This window comes from Sphingomonas sp. Leaf407 (genome assembly GCF_001425385.1).
Lineage (GTDB): Bacteria > Pseudomonadota > Alphaproteobacteria > Sphingomonadales > Sphingomonadaceae > Sphingomonas.
The window spans coordinates 1,292,501-1,308,213 of sequence record NZ_LMQO01000001.1; the positions used below are offsets into that span (position 1 = coordinate 1,292,501).

Consider the following 15,713-nt stretch of genomic DNA (forward strand, 5'->3'; position numbering starts at 1 on the left):
GTCGCAGGCATCGTCGCCACGATCCATGAGACGGCGGCGCTTGCGCTCGCCGGACAGGTGAGAATCGCGTTCGATCCGGCGCGCGACCTGATCTTCCATCCGGGGTTCCTGCCCGGGCATCCCAACGCCATGGCGTTCACCGCCGTGCTGGCCGACGGCAGCCGGATCACGCGCCGCTATCACTCGATCGGCGGCGGGGCGATCCGCGCCGAGGGCGAGGCAGCCCCGCGAATCAACCTGACCCTCCCCCATCCCTTCGCGAGCGGTAACGACCTGCTGGCGCTGTGCACCGAGACCCGCCAGTCGATCGCCGAGATCGTCGCCGCCAACGAAGGCGCGTGGCGGCCCGAGGCCGAGACGCACGGCTTTCTCGACGCAGTGCGCGCGGCGATGCTAGCCTCGATCGATCGGGGGTGCGCCGGCAGCGGCGAACTGCCCGGCGGGCTGAAGGTGCAGCGGCGCGCTCGGGCGATCCGCGAGAAGCTGCTCGAACGCGGTCCGCGCAGCGACCCCGGCGTCGTGTTCGAATGGGTCAGCCTGTGGGCGCTGGCGGTGAACGAAGAGAATGCCGCCGGCGGCCGGGTCGTCACCGCGCCGACCAATGGCGCCGCCGGCGTCATCCCGGCGGTGCTGAAATATTACGAGACGTTCGTCCATGGATCGACCCGCGAGGGCAGCCGCGCGCTGTTGATGAGCGCGGCGGCGATCGGCTTTCTTTACAAGCAGAACGCCTCGATCTCGGCCGCCGAGATGGGATGCCAGGGCGAGGTCGGCGTCGCCTGTTCGATGGCGGCGGGCGGCCTTGCCGCCGCGCTCGGCGCGACGCCGGCGCAGGTCGAGAATGCCGCCGAGATCGGCATGGAGCATAACCTCGGCCTCACCTGCGATCCGATCGGCGGGCTGGTGCAGATCCCGTGCATCGAGCGCAACACGATGGGCGCGATCAAGGCGATCAACGCCGCCTATCTGGCGCTGCACGGTGATGGTCGCCACATCGTCAGTCTCGATCAGGTGATCGAGACCATGCGCCAGACCGGCGAGGACATGAAGAGCCAGTATAAGGAGACCAGCCAGGGTGGCCTGGCGGTCAACGTCGTCGAATGTTGAAGGAAGCCCGTTTGTCCGACCTGCCCGATTTCGCCGTGATCACCCCCGCATCGATCCGTCCGACGCTCGACGCCCTGCTGGCCGAGCGCGATGCCGCCAGCGTTACCGCGCTGGACGGTCCGCCGACGTTCGCGGCGACTTGGCTGCCGATCGAGCGCGCCGATGTCGCGATCGACAATTTCTGGTCGAGCGTGTGGCATCTGCATGCGGTGCAGGACAGCCCCGCGATGCGCGCCGCGCATGCGCAGGGGCAGGCGGTGCTGACCGAACGCGGCATCGCCGCGCAACAGGACCGGGCGATGTTCGACCGGTTGCGCGCGCTGGCGATCACCCCCGATTTCGCCATGTTGCCCGATGCCGACCGGATCGCGGTCGAACGGTCGATCCGCGACCGGACGCTGGCGGGCGTCGCGCTGGACGATGCGGCGCGCGATCGGTTCAAGACCGTGGCGACCGAATTGTCGGCATTGCAGACCGAGTTCGCGAGCGCCGTGCTCGATGCGACCGATGCATGGACGCTGCACCTGACCGACGAGTCGCGACTGGCCGGGCTGGGGCAAGCCGATCGGGCGATGATGGCTGCCGCCGCACAGGCCCGCGATCTGGAGGGCTGGCTGGTCACGCTGCAACAGCCGAGCGTCGTCGCGGTGCTGACCTTTGCCGAGGACCGCGCGTTGCGCGCCGAGGTCTACCGCGCCTATGGCACGCGCGCGTCGGATCAGGGGCCGCACGCCGGGCAGTTCGACAATGGCGAGCGGATCCGCCGCATCCTCGCGCTGCGCCACGAGGCCGCGACGCTGCTGGGGTTCGCCGATCCGGTCGCGCGCTCGCTCAGCACCAAGATGGCCCCCGATGTCGGCGAGGTGCTGGCGTTCCTGCGCGATCTTGCTGCGCGGGCCAAGCCGCATGCCGAGGCCGAAGTCACCGAATTGCGGGCGTTCGCCGCCGACCATCTGGGGCTCGACGATCTGCAACCATGGGACATCGGCTTCGTCGGCGACCGGTTGAAGCGCCATGCCCATGCGATCGATCAGGCGGCGATCAAGGCCTATTTCCCGGTCGATCGGGTGCTTGGCGGATGGCAGGCGTTGCTCGTCCGCCTGTTCGGCGTGACGTTGACCGAGCGGGGCGACGTCGCGACCTATCATCCCGACGTCCGCTATTACGATGTGGCCGATGCGACCGGCGTGTTCGCCGGACTGTATCTCGACCTGCATGCGCGTGCGGGCAAGAAGGGCGGCGCGTGGATGGCCCCTGCCCGGCCGTTTCTCGACGGTGATTTGCCGAGCCTGCCGGTCGCCTATCTCGTCTGCAACTTCGCGCCGACCGGAGCGGCCACGCCGCTGCTCAGCCATGACGATGTGACGACGTTGCTCCACGAGACGGGGCATTGCCTGCATCACCTGTTCACCCGCGTCCCCCGGCCCGACATTTCGGGCACGTCGGGGTTCGAGTGGGACGCGGTCGAGCTGCCCAGCCAGTTGATGGAGGACTTCGCGTGGGACGCCGGGGTGCTCGCCGCCATGTCGGGGCATGTCGACACCGGCGAGCCGTTGCCCGACGCGCTGTTCCAGCGGATGCTGGCGGCACGGCGGTTTCAGTCGGGGATGTTCCTCGTCCGGCAGATCGAGTTCGCGATGTTCGACCTGCTGCTGCACCTGGGCGTCCATGGCGATGATCCGATGGCGGTGATCGAATCGGTGCGGGACGAGGTGGCGGTGGTCCGCCCGCCCGAATGGCACCGCTTTCCTCACGCCTTCGCGCATATCTTCGCCGGGGGCTATGCCGCTGGCTATTATAGCTATTTGTGGGCCGAGCTGCTGGCGGCGGACGGCTTCGCCGCCTTCGCCGAGGCCGGGACCGTCCACCGCGCAACCGGCGACCGGTTGCGGGCGTGCGTCCTGTCGCAAGGGTCGGTCAGGCCGGCGATCGAGTTGTTCCGGGCGTTCCGGGGGCGCGATCCCGATCCGCAGGCGATGCTGGAGCGGCATGGATTGGTCGCACCAGTCGCGCCGGGCGAGGCGTAGCACCAGCTACGCCGAGCCGCCCAAGGCGCGACCGGCCGGCGGCGCCCAAAGCGCCGTCCGACGACGCGGGCTTTGCCCGCGGCGTGCCTCCAAAGTTTACAAAGTTCACACTAAGCACGCTCTGGAGCGAACGTCGCCGGACTTGATGACGGTGTTGATTGATGGGGCCGGCGTCTCAGCCCGACCGAAGTCCATTCCCCGCATCGGACGTTGTGACGCACGGCGGCGATGTAGGACAGCCCGCCGCCAGCGCCCGCTTCGCCGCCGCGATCGTCCGGCCGAGATCGGCCAACGCTACGCCGTGCAGCGCGACTCGCACCGATCCGCCGCGTCGCTCGATCAACGTCACCGTCCCCTGATCGAGCGATAACGTGCCGGGGACGACCGGCGTCGCGCCGGGCGGCAGGGCGAGCAGGACGGTGATCGGCGCGACCGGATCGGCCGGTGCACCGCCCCGCCGCAGCGCCGAGGGCGGGCGGTCGAACGCGCTCAGAAATACCTCGTTGAAACGGCGGACGCTGCCGAAGCCGGCGGCGAAGGCGATGTCGGTCAGCGACAACGCTGTGTCATGGATCAGTTGCTTGGCGAGGTTCAGCCGCCGCGTGGCCTCGATCGCCAGCGGCCCCGCGCCGAGATGGCGCTCGAACAGCCGGCGCAGATGCCGGTCGGTCATGCCGAGCCGGTCAGCGAGATCGACGACGCTCCCCTCCGCCAGCGCGCCTTCGTCGATCAGCCGCAGCGCGCGGTCGATCGAGGCGCGGGTGCCGACCCATGCCGGGCTGTCGGGCGCGGTTTCGGGGCGGCAGCGCAGACAGGGGCGGAACCCCGCCGCCTGCGCCGCCGCCGCACCGGGATAGAAGCGGGCATGCGAGCGCGCCGGGGTGCGCGCCGGGCAGACCGAGCGACAATAGATGCCGGTGGTCGTGACGCCGACGAAGAAACGGCCGTCCATCGCGGGATCGCGCCGTTCGAGCGCGGCGTAGCAGCTATCGGGATCGAGCATGGGTGCGATCCTGCCGGGTCGGGGGTGGCGCGACCAGCGGGAAACGGACCTGACCGTACTGCCATGTCCGGTTTCCGCTGGCACGGTCGCGGCGTGCTCGGCACGGTGCGGGTCATGATCCAGCCCTTGCCCCTGTCCGAACACCGCCTGTCGACTCCGATCGGCGAGGTCGTCCTGCTGACCGATGCCACCGGAACGCTGCGCGCGCTCGACTTCGCCGATTATGATGCGCGGATGCGGCGGCTGCTCGACCGACATTACGGGGTGGCGGGCTGGTCGATCGCTCCGGCCGCGGCGACCGGCGCTGCCGTCGATGCGGTGACGGCCTATTTCGCGGGGGATCTGACGGCGATCGATTCGCTGCCGACCGTGACCGGCGGCACCACGTTCCAGCGCGCGGTATGGGCGGCGTTGCGGCGGGTAACGGCGGGCGACACGGTCAGCTATGGCGACATCGCGGCGATGATCGACCGACCGAGTGCGGTGCGCGCGGTGGGCATGGCCAATGGCGCGAACCCGGTCGCGATCGTCGTGCCATGCCACCGGATCATCGGTCGCTCCGGCGCGCTGACCGGCTATGCCGGCGGCGTCGAGCGCAAGCGGTGGTTGCTGGCGCATGAGCGGCGTGACGGGTTGTTCGGGGGATGAGTCCTGCCCCGACCGTCACCACGGACTTGTTCCGGGGTGACGATCGGGATGGCGCGCGGCATCGTCGGATCGACCATAAGAAAAAGGGCGGCCGCACCATCGTGCGACCGCCCTTGTCCGGTTCGATCAGGCTGCCCGATCAGGCGGCTTCGTCGAAATCCTCGTCGTTCAGGACCGGGCCCGAATCCTGACCCTTGGCCGACACGTCACGATCGACGAACTCGATGATCGCCATCGGCGAGGCGTCCGACGCGCGGATGCCGGCCTTGATGATGCGGGTGTAGCCGCCGTTGCGGTCGGCATAACGGGTCGCCAACACGTCGAACAGCTTCACGAGCTGCGCATCGTCGAGCAGCCGGGCATGCGCCAGACGACGGTTGGACAGGCCACCCTTCTTCGCCAGCGTGATGAGCTTTTCGACGTAGGGGCGCAGTTCCTTCGCCTTGGCGACGGTGGTGGTGATCTGCTCATGCTTGATGAGCGCGGCCGACATGTTGCGGAACAGCGCAATACGATGAGCCGAGGTACGTTGCAGCTTACGGCCGCCGACGCGATGACGCATGGGAAAGTCCTTCGTTCGTTAAGGGGCCGTGTCACGGAACCCCAGAGCAGGTGGCTGTTGGAGGCCGCCACCCGTCGCCTGTCTTCTAGGTGGCGGTTTGGGCCGTCACCGTAGTTCTTCTGCCGGGCGGCCAGCGGCAAAGCCGCTGGCGTCGGTCGGGTTGGCTGAAAGCCACCCGCCGGCCGGGCTGGTTTTGTCTCCGGGGCAAGCTTGCTTGCCCCGGAGCAAAATCAGCCCATAATCTCCTGTTCGAGCTTCTTCGCCATTTCCTCGATGTTCTCGGGCGGCCAGCCCGGGATGTCCATGCCGAGGCGCAGACCCATCGAGGAAAGCACTTCCTTGATCTCGTTCAAGGACTTGCGGCCGAAGTTCGGCGTACGCAGCATCTCGGCCTCGGTCTTCTGAACCAGATCGCCGATGTAGATGATGTTGTCGTTCTTCAGGCAGTTGGCCGAGCGAACCGACAGTTCGAGCTCGTCGACCTTCTTGAGCAGATAGCGGTTGATCTGGGCGGTGTCGCCCTGACCTTCGCTCTGCGGTGCAGCGACCTGCGTGCCGGTCGTCGCCGCGCGCGGCAGCGACGAATCGTCGAAGTGGACGAACAGCGCCAACTGATCCTGCAGGATGCGCGCGGCATAGGCGAGCGCGTCCTCCGGGGTCACGGTGCCGTCGGTTTCAATCGTCAGCGTCAGCTTGTCGTAATCGAGTTCCTGACCGACGCGGGTGTTCTCGACCTTGTAGCTGACCTGACGGACCGGCGAATACAGCGCATCGACGGGGATCAGACCGATCGGCGCATCGGCCGGGCGGTTGCCGGCGGCGGGGACATAGCCCTTGCCCACATCCGCGGTCAGTTCCATGTTCAGCGTCGCGCCATCATCGAGATGGCACAGCACCAGTTCGGGGTTCATCACTTCGATGTCGCCAGTGACGGCGATGTCGCCCGCCTTCACTTCGGCCGGGCCGGTGACGGAGAGTTGCAGGCGCTTCGGGCCTTCGCCCTGCATCCTGAGCGCGACCTGCTTCACGTTGAGCACGATGTCGGTCACGTCCTCGCGGACGCCGGCAAGGCTCGAGAATTCGTGCAGCACATTCTCGATCTTGATCGAGGTGACGGCGGCACCCTGAAGCGACGAGAGCAGCACGCGGCGCAGCGCGTTGCCGAGCGTCAGGCCGAAACCACGCTCCAGCGGCTCCGCGACGAAAGTCGACCGACGCTTGGGATCGCCACCCGGCTTCTTTTCGAGGCCGCTGGGCTTCTTGAGTTCCTGCCAGTTCTTAGCGTTGACGGACACGGGCTTCCCCTAGCTTGGCGGCGCGGAAGGGACGGTTCCGCGCCATGAAAGAACAACCCCGCCGGACGAACCCGGCGGGGGGGCAGGCACGGATCAGACGCGGCGACGCTTCGACGGGCGCACGCCGTTGTGCGGGATCGAGGTCACGTCGCGAATCGACGTGATCTGGAAACCGACGGCCTGCAGCGCGCGGAGCGCCGATTCACGGCCCGAACCCGGACCCTTCACTTCGACCTCGAGGGTGCGCACGCCGTGATCGGCGGCCTTGCGGCCGGCGTCCTCGGCAGCGACCTGCGCGGCGTACGGGGTCGACTTGCGCGAGCCCTTGAAACCCATCGCACCGGCCGACGACCACGAGATCGCATTGCCCTGCGCGTCGGTGATCGTAATCATGGTGTTGTTGAAACTGGCGTTCACATGCGCGACGCCGGCGGTGATGTTCTTGCGCTCGCGACGGCGAAGGCGCTGCGGTTCACGTGCCATTATTGGAAATCCTGACCTGTATAGCGTGGTACGGAGGCCGGGAGGCTGTCAGCCTCGACCCTGCCTCCGGCGGAGAAGAAGAAAAAACGATCCCCCGGATCGTTCTTACTTCTTCTTGCCCGCGATCGGCTTCGCCTTGCCCTTGCGGGTGCGCGCATTGGTGTGCGTGCGCTGGCCGCGGACCGGCAGGCCCTTGCGGTGACGCAGGCCACGATAGCAGGCGAGATCCATCAGGCGCTTGATGTTCATCGCGGTCTGGCGACGCAGATCGCCTTCCACGGTGTGCGAGGCGTCGATCGCTTCGCGGATCTGGAGCACTTCCTGGTCCGACAGGTCCTGCACGCGACGCTCGGCGGCGATGCCGAGCTGGTCGGTCAGTTGCTTGGCCTTGGCCGGGCCGATGCCGTGGATATACTGCAGCGCGATGATGACGCGCTTGTTGGTCGGGATATTAACACCCGCGATACGTGCCATGAATTAGGTTCTCCCAGCTCCACGGGGCACTGCATGGCAGCGGCACCCCATCTCGTAGCGTTGCTTCTTCCGATACGCGCGATGGCAGCGCGCGCAAACACGCCGCCGCAAATCATCGGCGTCGGAGTAGAGCGCTACTAGAGAGGGGCCGGGCGTGTGTCAACCGCCGAACGGAACCATTTTCGGGACGAGACGTGGGCGATTTGCCACGTGACATCAACCACTTTGCCGCCGGGGCATATCCCCGGGGGTATTCCCTCCCCGATGCGGGGAGGGAAACCGTCAATTGTCGAGGATCGTCGCGATCTGAGCGGTCACGTCGTCCATCGGCGCCATGCCGTCGACCCGCTGGACGAGGCCGCGCGATTCGTAGAGCGGCAGGATCGGCGCGGTCTTGGCGCGATATTCGACCATGCGGGTACGCACGGTCGCTTCGTTGTCGTCGGGACGGCGCTTGAACTCGGTCGCACCGCACACATCGCACACGCCGTCGACGACGGGCTGCTTGAACGTGTCGTGATAGCCCGCGCCGCAATTGCCGCAGGTGAAGCGGCCGACGATACGTTCGACCAGCGCATCCTCGTCGACCAGCAGCTCGATGACATGGGTCAGCTTGCGACCGCGATGTTCGAGCAGCAGGTCAAGCGCGTCGGCCTGCGCAGCGGTGCGCGGATAGCCGTCGAAGATCGCGCCATCGTCGCCCAACTGGTCGAGCCGCTCGCCGATCAGTGCCGAGACGATTGCGTCGGACACCAGCTCGCCTGCGTCCATCACCGCCTTGGCCTGCAACCCCACCGGGCTGCCGGCTTTCACCGCCGCGCGCAGCATGTCGCCGGTCGACAGTTGCACCATGCCACGTGCCTCAAGCCGTGCAGCCTGCGTGCCCTTGCCAGCACCTGGCGGTCCGAGAAGGATAATATCCATAGTGTGCCCCCTTGCGCCCATGGACCGGTCAACCGCGGACGCGGTTGCCGCCCTTCAGCTTCGCCTTCTTGATGAGATCGCCATACTGGTGCGCCAGCAGGTGCGACTGGATCTGCGTGACCGTGTCCATCGTCACGTTGACGACAATGAGCAGGCTGGTGCCGCCGAGATAGAAGGGAATCGACAGTGCCGACACCAGATATTCGGGCAGCAGGCAGATGATGACCAGATACGCCGCGCCGAGTACGGTGATGCGCGTCAGCACGTAATCGAAGTAATTCTCGGTATTCTTGCCCGGGCGGATGCCGGGAATGAAGCCGCCGTAGCGCTTCAGATTGTCCGCCGTCTCTTCGGGATTGAAGACGATGGCGGTGTAGAAGAACGAGAAGAACACGATGCCGAGGCCGTACAGCGCCATGTAAAGCGGCTGACCATGCGCCAGATACTGGTTGAGCGAGATGATGAAATCGCCCCAGCGGCTCTCGCCCGCCGTCGCTTGCCCTGCGAACTGGGTGATCGTCACCGGCATCAGCAGCAGCGAGGATGCGAAGATCGGCGGGATGACGCCGGCGGTGTTGATCTTGAGCGGAAGGTGGCTGCGATCGGCCTGGACCCCGCGCGCGGTCTGGCGCTTGGGATACTGGATCAGGATGCGGCGCTGCGCGCGCTCCATGAAGCAGATGAACAGGACGAGGCCGGCGACCGCGACGATGATGCCGAGCAGCGTGATCGGGTTCATCGTGCCCGAACGGCTGCCTTCGAACAGTTGCAGCAGCGTGGTCGGCAGGTGCGCGACGATGCCGGCCATGATGATGAGGCTGATGCCGTTGCCGATGCCGCGGCTGGTGATCTGTTCACCCAGCCACATCAGGAACATCGTGCCGCCGATCAGCGAGATGACTGCCGCGACGCGAAAGGCGAGGCCCGGCTCGATCACCGCCGCCACGCCCTGCGACGCGCCGAACGCCTCGAGGCCGACCGCGATGGTATAGCCTTGGATCGCGGTCAGCGCGACCGTACCGTAGCGGGTATATTGGTTGAGCTTCTTGCGGCCCGATTCGCCTTCCTTCTTGATGGCGGCGAGCTGCGGCGAGAGCGACGTCGCGAGTTGCACGACGATCGAGGCGGTGATGTAGGGCATGACGCCCAGCGCCACCACCGACATGCGCGTCAGCGCGCCGCCCGAAAAGGTATTGAAGAAATCGAGGACGCCGCCCTGCGTCTGGTTGGCCAGCAGGCCGAGCTGCGTCGGGTCGATCCCCGGCAGCGGCACATAGCTGAGCAGGCGGAAGATAATGAGCGCGCCGAGCGTGAACCACAGGCGCTTCTTGAGTTCGGTCGCCTTGCCGAACTTCGATAGATTGATGTTGGTCGCAAGACCATCGGCGGCCGATGCCATGGATTTGTCCCGAATGATGCTGGCGGGCCGCAAGCCCACCCCCCGGCGACCATATAGGGGTTGCGACCGGGATGTCTAAGGGGTGGTTGCCCACCCCCTAGGATACCGCCCGGCCCGGTCGTCGCGCGGCGAACCGTCGCGTTGACCGGGACCGGGCGGGAGCGGGATCAGGCGTGCGCGGCCTTCTTGGCGGCGAGCGTCTGGCCCTTCTTGGCCTTGGCCTTTTCGGCGGCCGGCACGACGTCGATTACCGATACCGAACCACCGGCCTTCTCGACCGCCTCGATCGCCGACTTCGACGCACCGGCAACGGTGAAGCTGAGCTTCACGGTCAGCTCGCCCTTGGCGAGCAGGCGCACGCCGTCCTTGCCGCCACGGGCAAGGTTGGCGGCCTTGAGCGCCGCATGGTCGAGCGTGGCGCCGGCTTCGATCTTGCCGGCGTCGACCGCCTTCTGGATCGCGCCGAGGTTCACCTCGGCATAGTCCTTGGCGAAGATGTTGTTGAAGCCGCGCTTCGGGATCCGCATGTGGAGCGGCATCTGGCCGCCCTCGAACCCGGCGATCGAGACGCCTTCACGGCTCTTCTGGCCCTTCTGGCCGCGACCAGCGGTCTTGCCCTTGCCCGAGCCGATGCCGCGTCCGACGCGCATCTTGCTCTTGCGGGCACCATTGTTGTCGCGGAGTTCGTTGAGTTTCATGAGTTGCACTCGCTTTCGCTATGTTCGCGCTGAAAAAATGAGGAAGGGGGCCGATTAGCCCCCTTCCCCGCATTTGTCACTGGTGAAGGTAAGAGCCTCAGCCCTCGACCGACAGCATGTGTTGCACCTTGCGGATCATTCCGCGCACCTCGGGGGTGTCGGTCAGTTCCACGGTCTTGTGCATCTTGTTGAGGCCGAGACCGATCAGCGTCGCGCGCTGGTCCTTGGTCCGGCGGATCGGCGACCCGGTCTGGGTGATCTTGACGGTTGCCATCGCTCGTTACTCCACGATCGCCGCGGCATCAGCCTCGGCGGTCTGAGATCCACCGCGACCCAGCAGGTCGGCGATCTTCTTGCCGCGACGCTGTGCCACCGCCTTCGGCGACGACTGGTCGTTCAGCGCCTCGAAGGTCGCGCGGATCATGTTGTACGGGTTCGACGTGCCCACCGACTTCGTCACGACATCGGCGACGCCGAGCGATTCGAAGATGGCGCGCATCGGGCCACCCGCGATGATGCCGGTCCCGGCAGGCGCCGAACGCAGCGTCACGCGACCGGCACCGAAGTGGCCGTTGCCGTCATGGTGCAGCGTGCGACCGTCCTTGAGCGGAACGCGGACCATCGCCTTCTTGGCAGCGGCGGTCGCCTTCGAAATGGCTTCGGGCACTTCGCGTGCCTTGCCATGGCCGAAGCCGACGCGGCCCTTGCCGTCGCCCACGACGACCAGCGCCGCGAAACCGAAGCGCTTGCCGCCCTTCACCGTCTTGGACACGCGGTTGATGTGGACGAGCTTTTCGATCAGCTCCTCGCCACCATCATCCTGTCCGCCGCGACGATCGTCACGACGACCGCCACGATTGCCGTCGCGACCACCGCGACCGCCGCCGCCGCCCGGGCCACCCGGACCGCCACGACCACGGCCACCGCGGGGACCACGGCCCTGCGGCTGCTCGCCACCCGGCGCTGCCGACACGTCGGCGGCGGGGGTTTCGGCCTGATTGTTTTCGTCAGCCATATCTTAGAACTCCAATCCGGCTTCACGGGCGGCCTCGGCCAGCGCCTTGACGCGACCGTGGAACAGGAAGCCGCCACGGTCGAACACGACCTGCGTCACGCCGGCGGCCTTCGCCGCTTCCGCAACGCGGGTGCCGACGCCCTTGGCGGCATCGACGTTCGCGCCCGAAGTGCCACGCACGTCCTTTTCCAGAGTCGACGCCGCAGCAACGGTGCGACCCGCCGCGTCGTCGATGACCTGGGCATAGATGTGCTTGCCCGAACGATGGATCGAGAGCCGCGCACGGCCGCCCGAACGCGCCTTCAGCGCAGTGCGATTGCGCCGACGGCGCTTCGCGAAGAGAGAGAGACCCTTGGTCATTACTTCTTCTTCCCTTCCTTGCGGAAGATGAACTCGCCGTCGTACTTGATGCCCTTGCCCTTGTACGGCTCGGGCTTACGCCAACGACGGATCTCGGCAGCGATCTGACCGACCTTCTGCTTGTCGATCCCGCTGATTTCGATCGTGGTCTGATCGGGCGTCTTGATCTCGATGCCTTCCGGCACGTCGATGTTGACGTCGTGGCTGTAGCCGAGCTGCAGCTTCAGGTTACGACCCTGTGCCGCGGCGCGATAGCCGACGCCGGTGATGAGCAGCTTCTTGGTGAAGCCGGTCGTGACACCAGTGACCAGATTCTGCACGAGCGTGCGCTGCATGCCCCAGAACGCGCGAGCGCGCTTGGTTTCGTTCGCCGGCTGCACCGAAATGGTGTCGCCTTCGACGGCATAGGCGATGTCATCGGCCAGCGGCAGCGTGAGCGTGCCCTTGGGACCTTTGACGCTCAGCTCGCGCCCTGCGATGTTGGCAGTGACGCCGGCCGGAACCGGGACTGCCTTCTTACCGATGCGGCTCATCAGAAGACCTCCGCGAGCACTTCGCCACCGACATTCTGTTCGCGCGCTTCGGCGTCGGACAGAACGCCACGCGGCGTCGAGACGATGGTGATGCCAAGGCCGTTGCGAACCTTCGGCAGTTCCTGCGAACCCGAATAGACGCGGCGACCCGGCTTCGAGACGCGCGCGACATGCTTGATCGCGGGCTGGCCCTCGAAATACTTCAGCTCGATGCGGATGCCGGCCGCGGGGCCCATCTGCTCTTCGCTGTAGCCACGGATATAGCCCTCGCGCTGAAGCACGTCGAGGACACGGGCACGCAACTTGCTGGCGGGCGTCAGGACGCTGTCCTTGCGCGCGCGCTGGCCGTTGCGGATGCGGGTGAGCATGTCACCCAGGGGATCGGTCAATGCCATGCTGTATGTTCCTTACCAGCTCGACTTCGTGACGCCGGGGATCAGGCCCTTGTTGGCCAGTTCCCGCAGCATGACGCGGGCGAGACGGAACTTGCGATAATAGCCGCGGGGACGACCCGTCAGCTCGCAACGGTTGCGGATGCGGGTCGGATTCCCGTTGCGGGGAATCTCGGCCATCTTCAGCCGCGCGATCAGACGCTCGGTTTCGTCGAGCGACTGGTCGGCTGCGATCGCCTTCAGCTTCGCATATTTGGGCGCGAATTTCTTGACGAGCGCGCGCCGACGCTCGTTCTTGTTCACGGAACTCAGTTTCGCCATGGACTTAAGCTCTCTCTAGTAAAGCATAGGCCGCTCCCCGGCGAAGGGGAGCGGTTTTGGTTATGCCGCCTTCTTTTCCTCGGCGTCCGCTTCCTGAGGGAAGGGGAAACCGAAGAGACGCAGAAGCTCGCGAGCCTCGTCGTCGGTCTTGGCGGAGGTGGTCACGATCACATCCATGCCGCGCACCTTGTCGATGCGGTCATAGTTGATTTCGGGGAACACGATCTGTTCCTTGATGCCGCAGGCATAGTTGCCGCGGCCGTCGAACGATTTGGGGCTCAGGCCACGGAAATCGCGGACGCGGGGCAGCGCGATCGTCAGGAAGCGGTCGAGAAACTCGTACATCCGCTCGCGACGCAGCGTCACCTTGCAACCGATCGCCATGCCTTCGCGCAGCTTGAACTGCGCGATCGACTTCTTGGCTTTCGTCACAACAGGCTTCTGGCCGGCGATCAGCTCCATTTCGGAAGCGGCCTGCTCGACCTTCTTCTTGTCCTGCGTCGCTTCGCCCACGCCCATGTTCAGGACGATCTTTTCGATCCGGGGCACTTCGAGCGCGTTCTTGTAACCGAACTTCTCGGTCATCGCCTTGATGATGCGATCGTTATAGATCGACTTCATGCGTGGCGTATACGTATCAGCCATTGATGACCTCCCCGCCCTTTACGGCGACCCGGACCTTCTTGCCGTCACGGATTTCAAAGCGAACGCGGGTCGGCTTGCCGTCGACGACGTGCGCGACCTTGCTGACGTGCAGCGGCGCTTCCGAGCGGACGAGACCGCCCTGCGGCTCCGCCTGCGTCGGCTTCTTGTGACGGACGGCGATGTTGACGCCCGACACGACGACCTTGTCGTCCTTGGGCATCGACAGCACGACCTGACCGGTCTTGCCCTTGTCCTTGCCCGACAGGACGATCACGGTGTCGCCCTTCTTGATCTTTGCGGAAGCCATTACAGCACCTCAGGGGCGAGCGAGATGATCTTCATGAAGCCCTTCGAGCGCAGCTCGCGAACCACCGGGCCAAAGATACGGGTGCCGATCGGCTCCTCGTTCTTGTTGACCAGCACCGCGGCGTTGCCGTCGAAACGGATCACCGAACCGTCGGCGCGACGGATGTCCTTGGCGGTCCGAACGATGACGGCACGATGCACGTCACCCTTCTTCACGCGGCCGCGCGGAGCGGCTTCCTTGATGCTGACGACGATAACGTCGCCAACGCCTGCCGTGCGGCGCTTCGAGCCGCCCAGCACCTTGATGCACTGCACCCGCTTGGCGCCGCTGTTGTCAGCGACGTCAAGGTTGGATTGCATCTGGATCATCGATGCGATTCCTTGTCCATGGGGCCGATTCCGACCGGTCCCCGCCTGCTAAAAATGAACCCCGGCAGCGGACTGTTCAAGTCCACGCCGGGGGAGCGGCCCAATAACCGCCCCGTGACGAAAAGGCAAGGCCCGTCCGTCGGCGTTCCTGCGATCCGGGTCTGACCCCGGAATTGCGTGGGGGGCGGAGACCCGAAGGCCCCCACCCGCCTGCGAAGGCTTACGCCTCGGCCGCGACTTCCGAAGGGGTCGCGTGGGTGTTCACCCGCTCGATCACCTTCCAGGTCTTCAGCTTCGAGATCGGCGCGGTCTCTTCGATGCGCACGGTCTCGCCTTCGCGATACTCGTTGCCCTCGTCATGGGCATGGTACTTCTTCGAACGGCGGATGATCTTGCCGTAGAGCGGGTGCTTCACCTTCCGCTCTACCTTGACCACCACCGTCTTGTCGGTCTTGTCCGAGACGATCATCCCGGTCAGCACGCGCTTCGGCATGTCTCTCGTCCTTACTTGTCGGACGAGCGCGAACGCTCGCCCTGCAGCGTCTTGATCCGCGCGATGTCGCGACGGACTTCCTTCACGCGGGTCGGCTTTTCCAGTTGGCTGGTTGCCGCCTGGAAGCGGAGGTTGAATGCCTCACGCTTCAGGCTCGACAGTTCCTCGACCAACTGGTCGTCGCTCTTCGTGCGAAGATCGGTTGCCTTCGTCATTCTCAACCCTCCAGGTGCGAGGTGTCGCCCAGACGGGCGACGACCTTGACCGCGATCGGCAGCTTCATCGCGGCGCGTTCGAACGCCTCCGCGGCGAGCGGGCCGGGCACGCCGTCCAGTTCGAACAGGATGCGACCCGGCTTGACGCGGGCGACCCAGAATTCGGGCGAACCCTTGCCCGAGCCCATGCGGACTTCGGCAGGCTTCGACGACACCGGCAGATCCGGGAAGATCCGGATCCAGAGGCGACCCTGGCGCTTGATGTGACGAGTGATCGCGCGGCGAGCCGCTTCGATCTGACGGGCGGTGATCCGCTCGGGCTCCATCGCCTTCAGGCCATACGACCCGAAGTTCAGCGACGTACCGCCCTTGGCATCGCCATGGATGCGGCCCTTGAAGGCCTTGCGGAACTTGGTGCGCTTTGGTTGCAGCATCTCACATCAT

At 65.9% G+C, this 15,713-nt stretch carries 23 protein-coding genes (1 of these 23 cut by a window edge); 3 read left to right on the forward strand and 20 right to left on the reverse strand.

All coding sequences use genetic code 11. The annotated features are described in order from the left end of the window. Together ASG37_RS05780 and ASG37_RS05785 are read left to right on the forward strand one after the other, a co-directional pair. On the forward strand, positions 1-1,107 hold the 3' portion of the coding sequence (locus ASG37_RS05780) for an L-serine ammonia-lyase (protein ID WP_055756863.1). It extends 246 nt beyond the left edge of the window; only the last 1,107 of its 1,353 coding nucleotides appear in the window; its start codon lies off the left edge, out of view; its stop codon occupies positions 1,105-1,107. An 11-nt stretch (positions 1,108-1,118) separates the two neighbouring features. Next, on the forward strand, positions 1,119-3,134 hold the full coding sequence (locus ASG37_RS05785) for a M3 family metallopeptidase (RefSeq protein ID WP_235525308.1): 2,016 nt from the start codon (positions 1,119-1,121) through the stop codon (positions 3,132-3,134). Between the two features lie 175 nt (positions 3,135-3,309). Here ASG37_RS05785 and ASG37_RS05790 read toward each other — a convergent pair whose 3' ends face one another. Then, positions 3,310-4,137 (reverse strand): bifunctional transcriptional activator/DNA repair enzyme AdaA, encoded by an 828-nt coding sequence (locus ASG37_RS05790; protein WP_082448595.1) that lies wholly within the window; start codon positions 4,135-4,137, stop codon positions 3,310-3,312. A 63-nt stretch (positions 4,138-4,200) separates the two neighbouring features. Between ASG37_RS05790 and ogt the strand changes: the two genes are divergently transcribed. Beyond that, entirely contained in the window at positions 4,201-4,785 is a 585-nt protein-coding gene (ogt, locus tag ASG37_RS18185; RefSeq protein ID WP_321163606.1) for a methylated-DNA--[protein]-cysteine S-methyltransferase, read from the forward strand. 139 nt (positions 4,786-4,924) lie between these two features. On the opposite strand, the gene rplQ is transcribed toward ogt, so the two are convergent. The 19 genes from rplQ to rplP form a co-directional block, all read right to left on the reverse strand. Continuing rightward, positions 4,925-5,347 (reverse strand): 50S ribosomal protein L17, encoded by a 423-nt coding sequence (gene rplQ / locus ASG37_RS05800; RefSeq protein ID WP_055756866.1) that lies wholly within the window; start codon positions 5,345-5,347, stop codon positions 4,925-4,927. Positions 5,348-5,577: 230 nt separating this feature from the next. Continuing rightward, positions 5,578-6,642, reverse strand: a complete 1,065-nt coding sequence (locus ASG37_RS05805) for a DNA-directed RNA polymerase subunit alpha (RefSeq protein ID WP_055756869.1) — start codon at positions 6,640-6,642, stop codon at positions 5,578-5,580. A 93-nt stretch (positions 6,643-6,735) separates the two neighbouring features. Beyond that, the gene (rpsK, locus tag ASG37_RS05810; RefSeq protein ID WP_055756871.1) at positions 6,736-7,125 is read right to left on the reverse strand and encodes a 30S ribosomal protein S11; all 390 of its coding nucleotides are present in this window, start codon (positions 7,123-7,125) and stop codon (positions 6,736-6,738) included. Between the two features lie 105 nt (positions 7,126-7,230). After that, positions 7,231-7,599: a 30S ribosomal protein S13 gene (gene rpsM / locus ASG37_RS05815; RefSeq protein ID WP_055756875.1), complete on the reverse strand. Its 369-nt coding sequence runs from the start codon at positions 7,597-7,599 to the stop codon at positions 7,231-7,233. Between the two features lie 282 nt (positions 7,600-7,881). Then, positions 7,882-8,523, reverse strand: coding sequence for an adenylate kinase (locus ASG37_RS05820; protein WP_055756878.1), 642 nt, complete (start codon positions 8,521-8,523; stop codon positions 7,882-7,884). A 28-nt stretch (positions 8,524-8,551) separates the two neighbouring features. Then, on the reverse strand, positions 8,552-9,922 hold the full coding sequence (gene secY / locus ASG37_RS05825; RefSeq protein ID WP_055756880.1) for a preprotein translocase subunit SecY: 1,371 nt from the start codon (positions 9,920-9,922) through the stop codon (positions 8,552-8,554). 167 nt (positions 9,923-10,089) lie between these two features. Beyond that, complete coding sequence (gene rplO, locus ASG37_RS05830; RefSeq protein WP_055756882.1) at positions 10,090-10,620, reverse strand: 50S ribosomal protein L15; 531 nt, start codon at positions 10,618-10,620, stop codon at positions 10,090-10,092. 97 nt (positions 10,621-10,717) lie between these two features. After that, the gene (gene rpmD, locus ASG37_RS05835; RefSeq protein WP_055756884.1) at positions 10,718-10,894 is read right to left on the reverse strand and encodes a 50S ribosomal protein L30; all 177 of its coding nucleotides are present in this window, start codon (positions 10,892-10,894) and stop codon (positions 10,718-10,720) included. A gap of 6 nt (positions 10,895-10,900) precedes the next feature. Next, positions 10,901-11,635 carry a 30S ribosomal protein S5 gene (gene rpsE, locus ASG37_RS05840; protein ID WP_055756886.1) on the reverse strand — a complete coding sequence of 245 codons (735 nt, stop codon included), beginning with the start codon at positions 11,633-11,635 and terminating at the stop codon, positions 10,901-10,903. Positions 11,636-11,638: 3 nt separating this feature from the next. Continuing rightward, complete coding sequence (gene rplR, locus ASG37_RS05845; protein ID WP_055756888.1) at positions 11,639-11,995, reverse strand: 50S ribosomal protein L18; 357 nt, start codon at positions 11,993-11,995, stop codon at positions 11,639-11,641. Beyond that, positions 11,995-12,528, reverse strand: a complete 534-nt coding sequence (rplF, locus tag ASG37_RS05850) for a 50S ribosomal protein L6 (RefSeq protein ID WP_055756890.1) — start codon at positions 12,526-12,528, stop codon at positions 11,995-11,997. Before rplF ends, rplR begins: the two co-directional genes overlap by 1 nt. After that, positions 12,528-12,923, reverse strand: coding sequence for a 30S ribosomal protein S8 (gene rpsH / locus ASG37_RS05855; RefSeq protein ID WP_033921102.1), 396 nt, complete (start codon positions 12,921-12,923; stop codon positions 12,528-12,530). The genes rplF and rpsH overlap by 1 nt, the downstream gene beginning before the upstream one ends. Before the next feature lie 12 nt (positions 12,924-12,935). Continuing rightward, a complete protein-coding gene (gene rpsN / locus ASG37_RS05860; protein WP_055756896.1) occupies positions 12,936-13,241 on the reverse strand; it encodes a 30S ribosomal protein S14 in 306 nt (101 codons plus the stop codon). Positions 13,242-13,301: 60 nt separating this feature from the next. Next, positions 13,302-13,886 carry a 50S ribosomal protein L5 gene (rplE, locus tag ASG37_RS05865; protein ID WP_055756898.1) on the reverse strand — a complete coding sequence of 195 codons (585 nt, stop codon included), beginning with the start codon at positions 13,884-13,886 and terminating at the stop codon, positions 13,302-13,304. Next, positions 13,879-14,193 (reverse strand): 50S ribosomal protein L24, encoded by a 315-nt coding sequence (rplX, locus tag ASG37_RS05870; RefSeq protein ID WP_055756900.1) that lies wholly within the window; start codon positions 14,191-14,193, stop codon positions 13,879-13,881. The genes rplE and rplX overlap by 8 nt, the downstream gene beginning before the upstream one ends. After that, entirely contained in the window at positions 14,193-14,561 is a 369-nt protein-coding gene (rplN, locus tag ASG37_RS05875; protein WP_055756902.1) for a 50S ribosomal protein L14, read from the reverse strand. The genes rplX and rplN overlap by 1 nt, the downstream gene beginning before the upstream one ends. A gap of 220 nt (positions 14,562-14,781) precedes the next feature. Next, on the reverse strand, positions 14,782-15,054 hold the full coding sequence (gene rpsQ / locus ASG37_RS05880; RefSeq protein WP_055756904.1) for a 30S ribosomal protein S17: 273 nt from the start codon (positions 15,052-15,054) through the stop codon (positions 14,782-14,784). Positions 15,055-15,065: 11 nt separating this feature from the next. Next, entirely contained in the window at positions 15,066-15,269 is a 204-nt protein-coding gene (gene rpmC / locus ASG37_RS05885; RefSeq protein ID WP_055756906.1) for a 50S ribosomal protein L29, read from the reverse strand. A gap of 2 nt (positions 15,270-15,271) precedes the next feature. Continuing rightward, positions 15,272-15,703, reverse strand: coding sequence for a 50S ribosomal protein L16 (gene rplP / locus ASG37_RS05890; RefSeq protein ID WP_055756910.1), 432 nt, complete (start codon positions 15,701-15,703; stop codon positions 15,272-15,274). Positions 15,704-15,713 lie beyond the last annotated feature (10 nt).

Excerpts from the sequence above, each read along its gene's own strand:
- rpsK (WP_055756871.1), bottom strand. The coding sequence starts at position 7,125 with ATGGCACGTGAACCGCAGCGCCTTCGCCGTCGCGAGCGCAAGAACATC.
- rplN (WP_055756902.1), bottom strand. The coding sequence starts at position 14,561 with ATGATCCAGATGCAATCCAACCTTGACGTCGCTGACAACAGCGGCGCC.
- secY (WP_055756880.1), bottom strand. The coding sequence starts at position 9,922 with ATGGCATCGGCCGCCGATGGTCTTGCGACCAACATCAATCTATCGAAG.
- rpsH (WP_033921102.1), bottom strand. The coding sequence starts at position 12,923 with ATGGCATTGACCGATCCCCTGGGTGACATGCTCACCCGCATCCGCAAC.
- rplX (WP_055756900.1), bottom strand. The coding sequence starts at position 14,193 with ATGGCTTCCGCAAAGATCAAGAAGGGCGACACCGTGATCGTCCTGTCG.
- rplO (WP_055756882.1), bottom strand. The coding sequence starts at position 10,620 with ATGAAACTCAACGAACTCCGCGACAACAATGGTGCCCGCAAGAGCAAG.
- rplP (WP_055756910.1), bottom strand. The coding sequence starts at position 15,703 with ATGCTGCAACCAAAGCGCACCAAGTTCCGCAAGGCCTTCAAGGGCCGC.
- rpsQ (WP_055756904.1), bottom strand. The coding sequence starts at position 15,054 with ATGCCGAAGCGCGTGCTGACCGGGATGATCGTCTCGGACAAGACCGAC.
- rplQ (WP_055756866.1), bottom strand. The coding sequence starts at position 5,347 with ATGCGTCATCGCGTCGGCGGCCGTAAGCTGCAACGTACCTCGGCTCAT.
- ASG37_RS05820 (WP_055756878.1), bottom strand. The coding sequence starts at position 8,523 with ATGGATATTATCCTTCTCGGACCGCCAGGTGCTGGCAAGGGCACGCAG.
- rpsE (WP_055756886.1), bottom strand. The coding sequence starts at position 11,635 with ATGGCTGACGAAAACAATCAGGCCGAAACCCCCGCCGCCGACGTGTCG.
- rpsN (WP_055756896.1), bottom strand. The coding sequence starts at position 13,241 with ATGGCGAAACTGAGTTCCGTGAACAAGAACGAGCGTCGGCGCGCGCTC.
- ogt (WP_321163606.1), top strand. The coding sequence starts at position 4,201 with ATGTCCGGTTTCCGCTGGCACGGTCGCGGCGTGCTCGGCACGGTGCGG.
- rpmD (WP_055756884.1), bottom strand. The coding sequence starts at position 10,894 with ATGGCAACCGTCAAGATCACCCAGACCGGGTCGCCGATCCGCCGGACC.
- rpsM (WP_055756875.1), bottom strand. The coding sequence starts at position 7,599 with ATGGCACGTATCGCGGGTGTTAATATCCCGACCAACAAGCGCGTCATC.
- rpmC (WP_055756906.1), bottom strand. The coding sequence starts at position 15,269 with ATGACGAAGGCAACCGATCTTCGCACGAAGAGCGACGACCAGTTGGTC.
- rplF (WP_055756890.1), bottom strand. The coding sequence starts at position 12,528 with ATGAGCCGCATCGGTAAGAAGGCAGTCCCGGTTCCGGCCGGCGTCACT.
- rplR (WP_055756888.1), bottom strand. The coding sequence starts at position 11,995 with ATGACCAAGGGTCTCTCTCTCTTCGCGAAGCGCCGTCGGCGCAATCGC.
- rplE (WP_055756898.1), bottom strand. The coding sequence starts at position 13,886 with ATGGCTGATACGTATACGCCACGCATGAAGTCGATCTATAACGATCGC.
- ASG37_RS05790 (WP_082448595.1), bottom strand. The coding sequence starts at position 4,137 with ATGCTCGATCCCGATAGCTGCTACGCCGCGCTCGAACGGCGCGATCCC.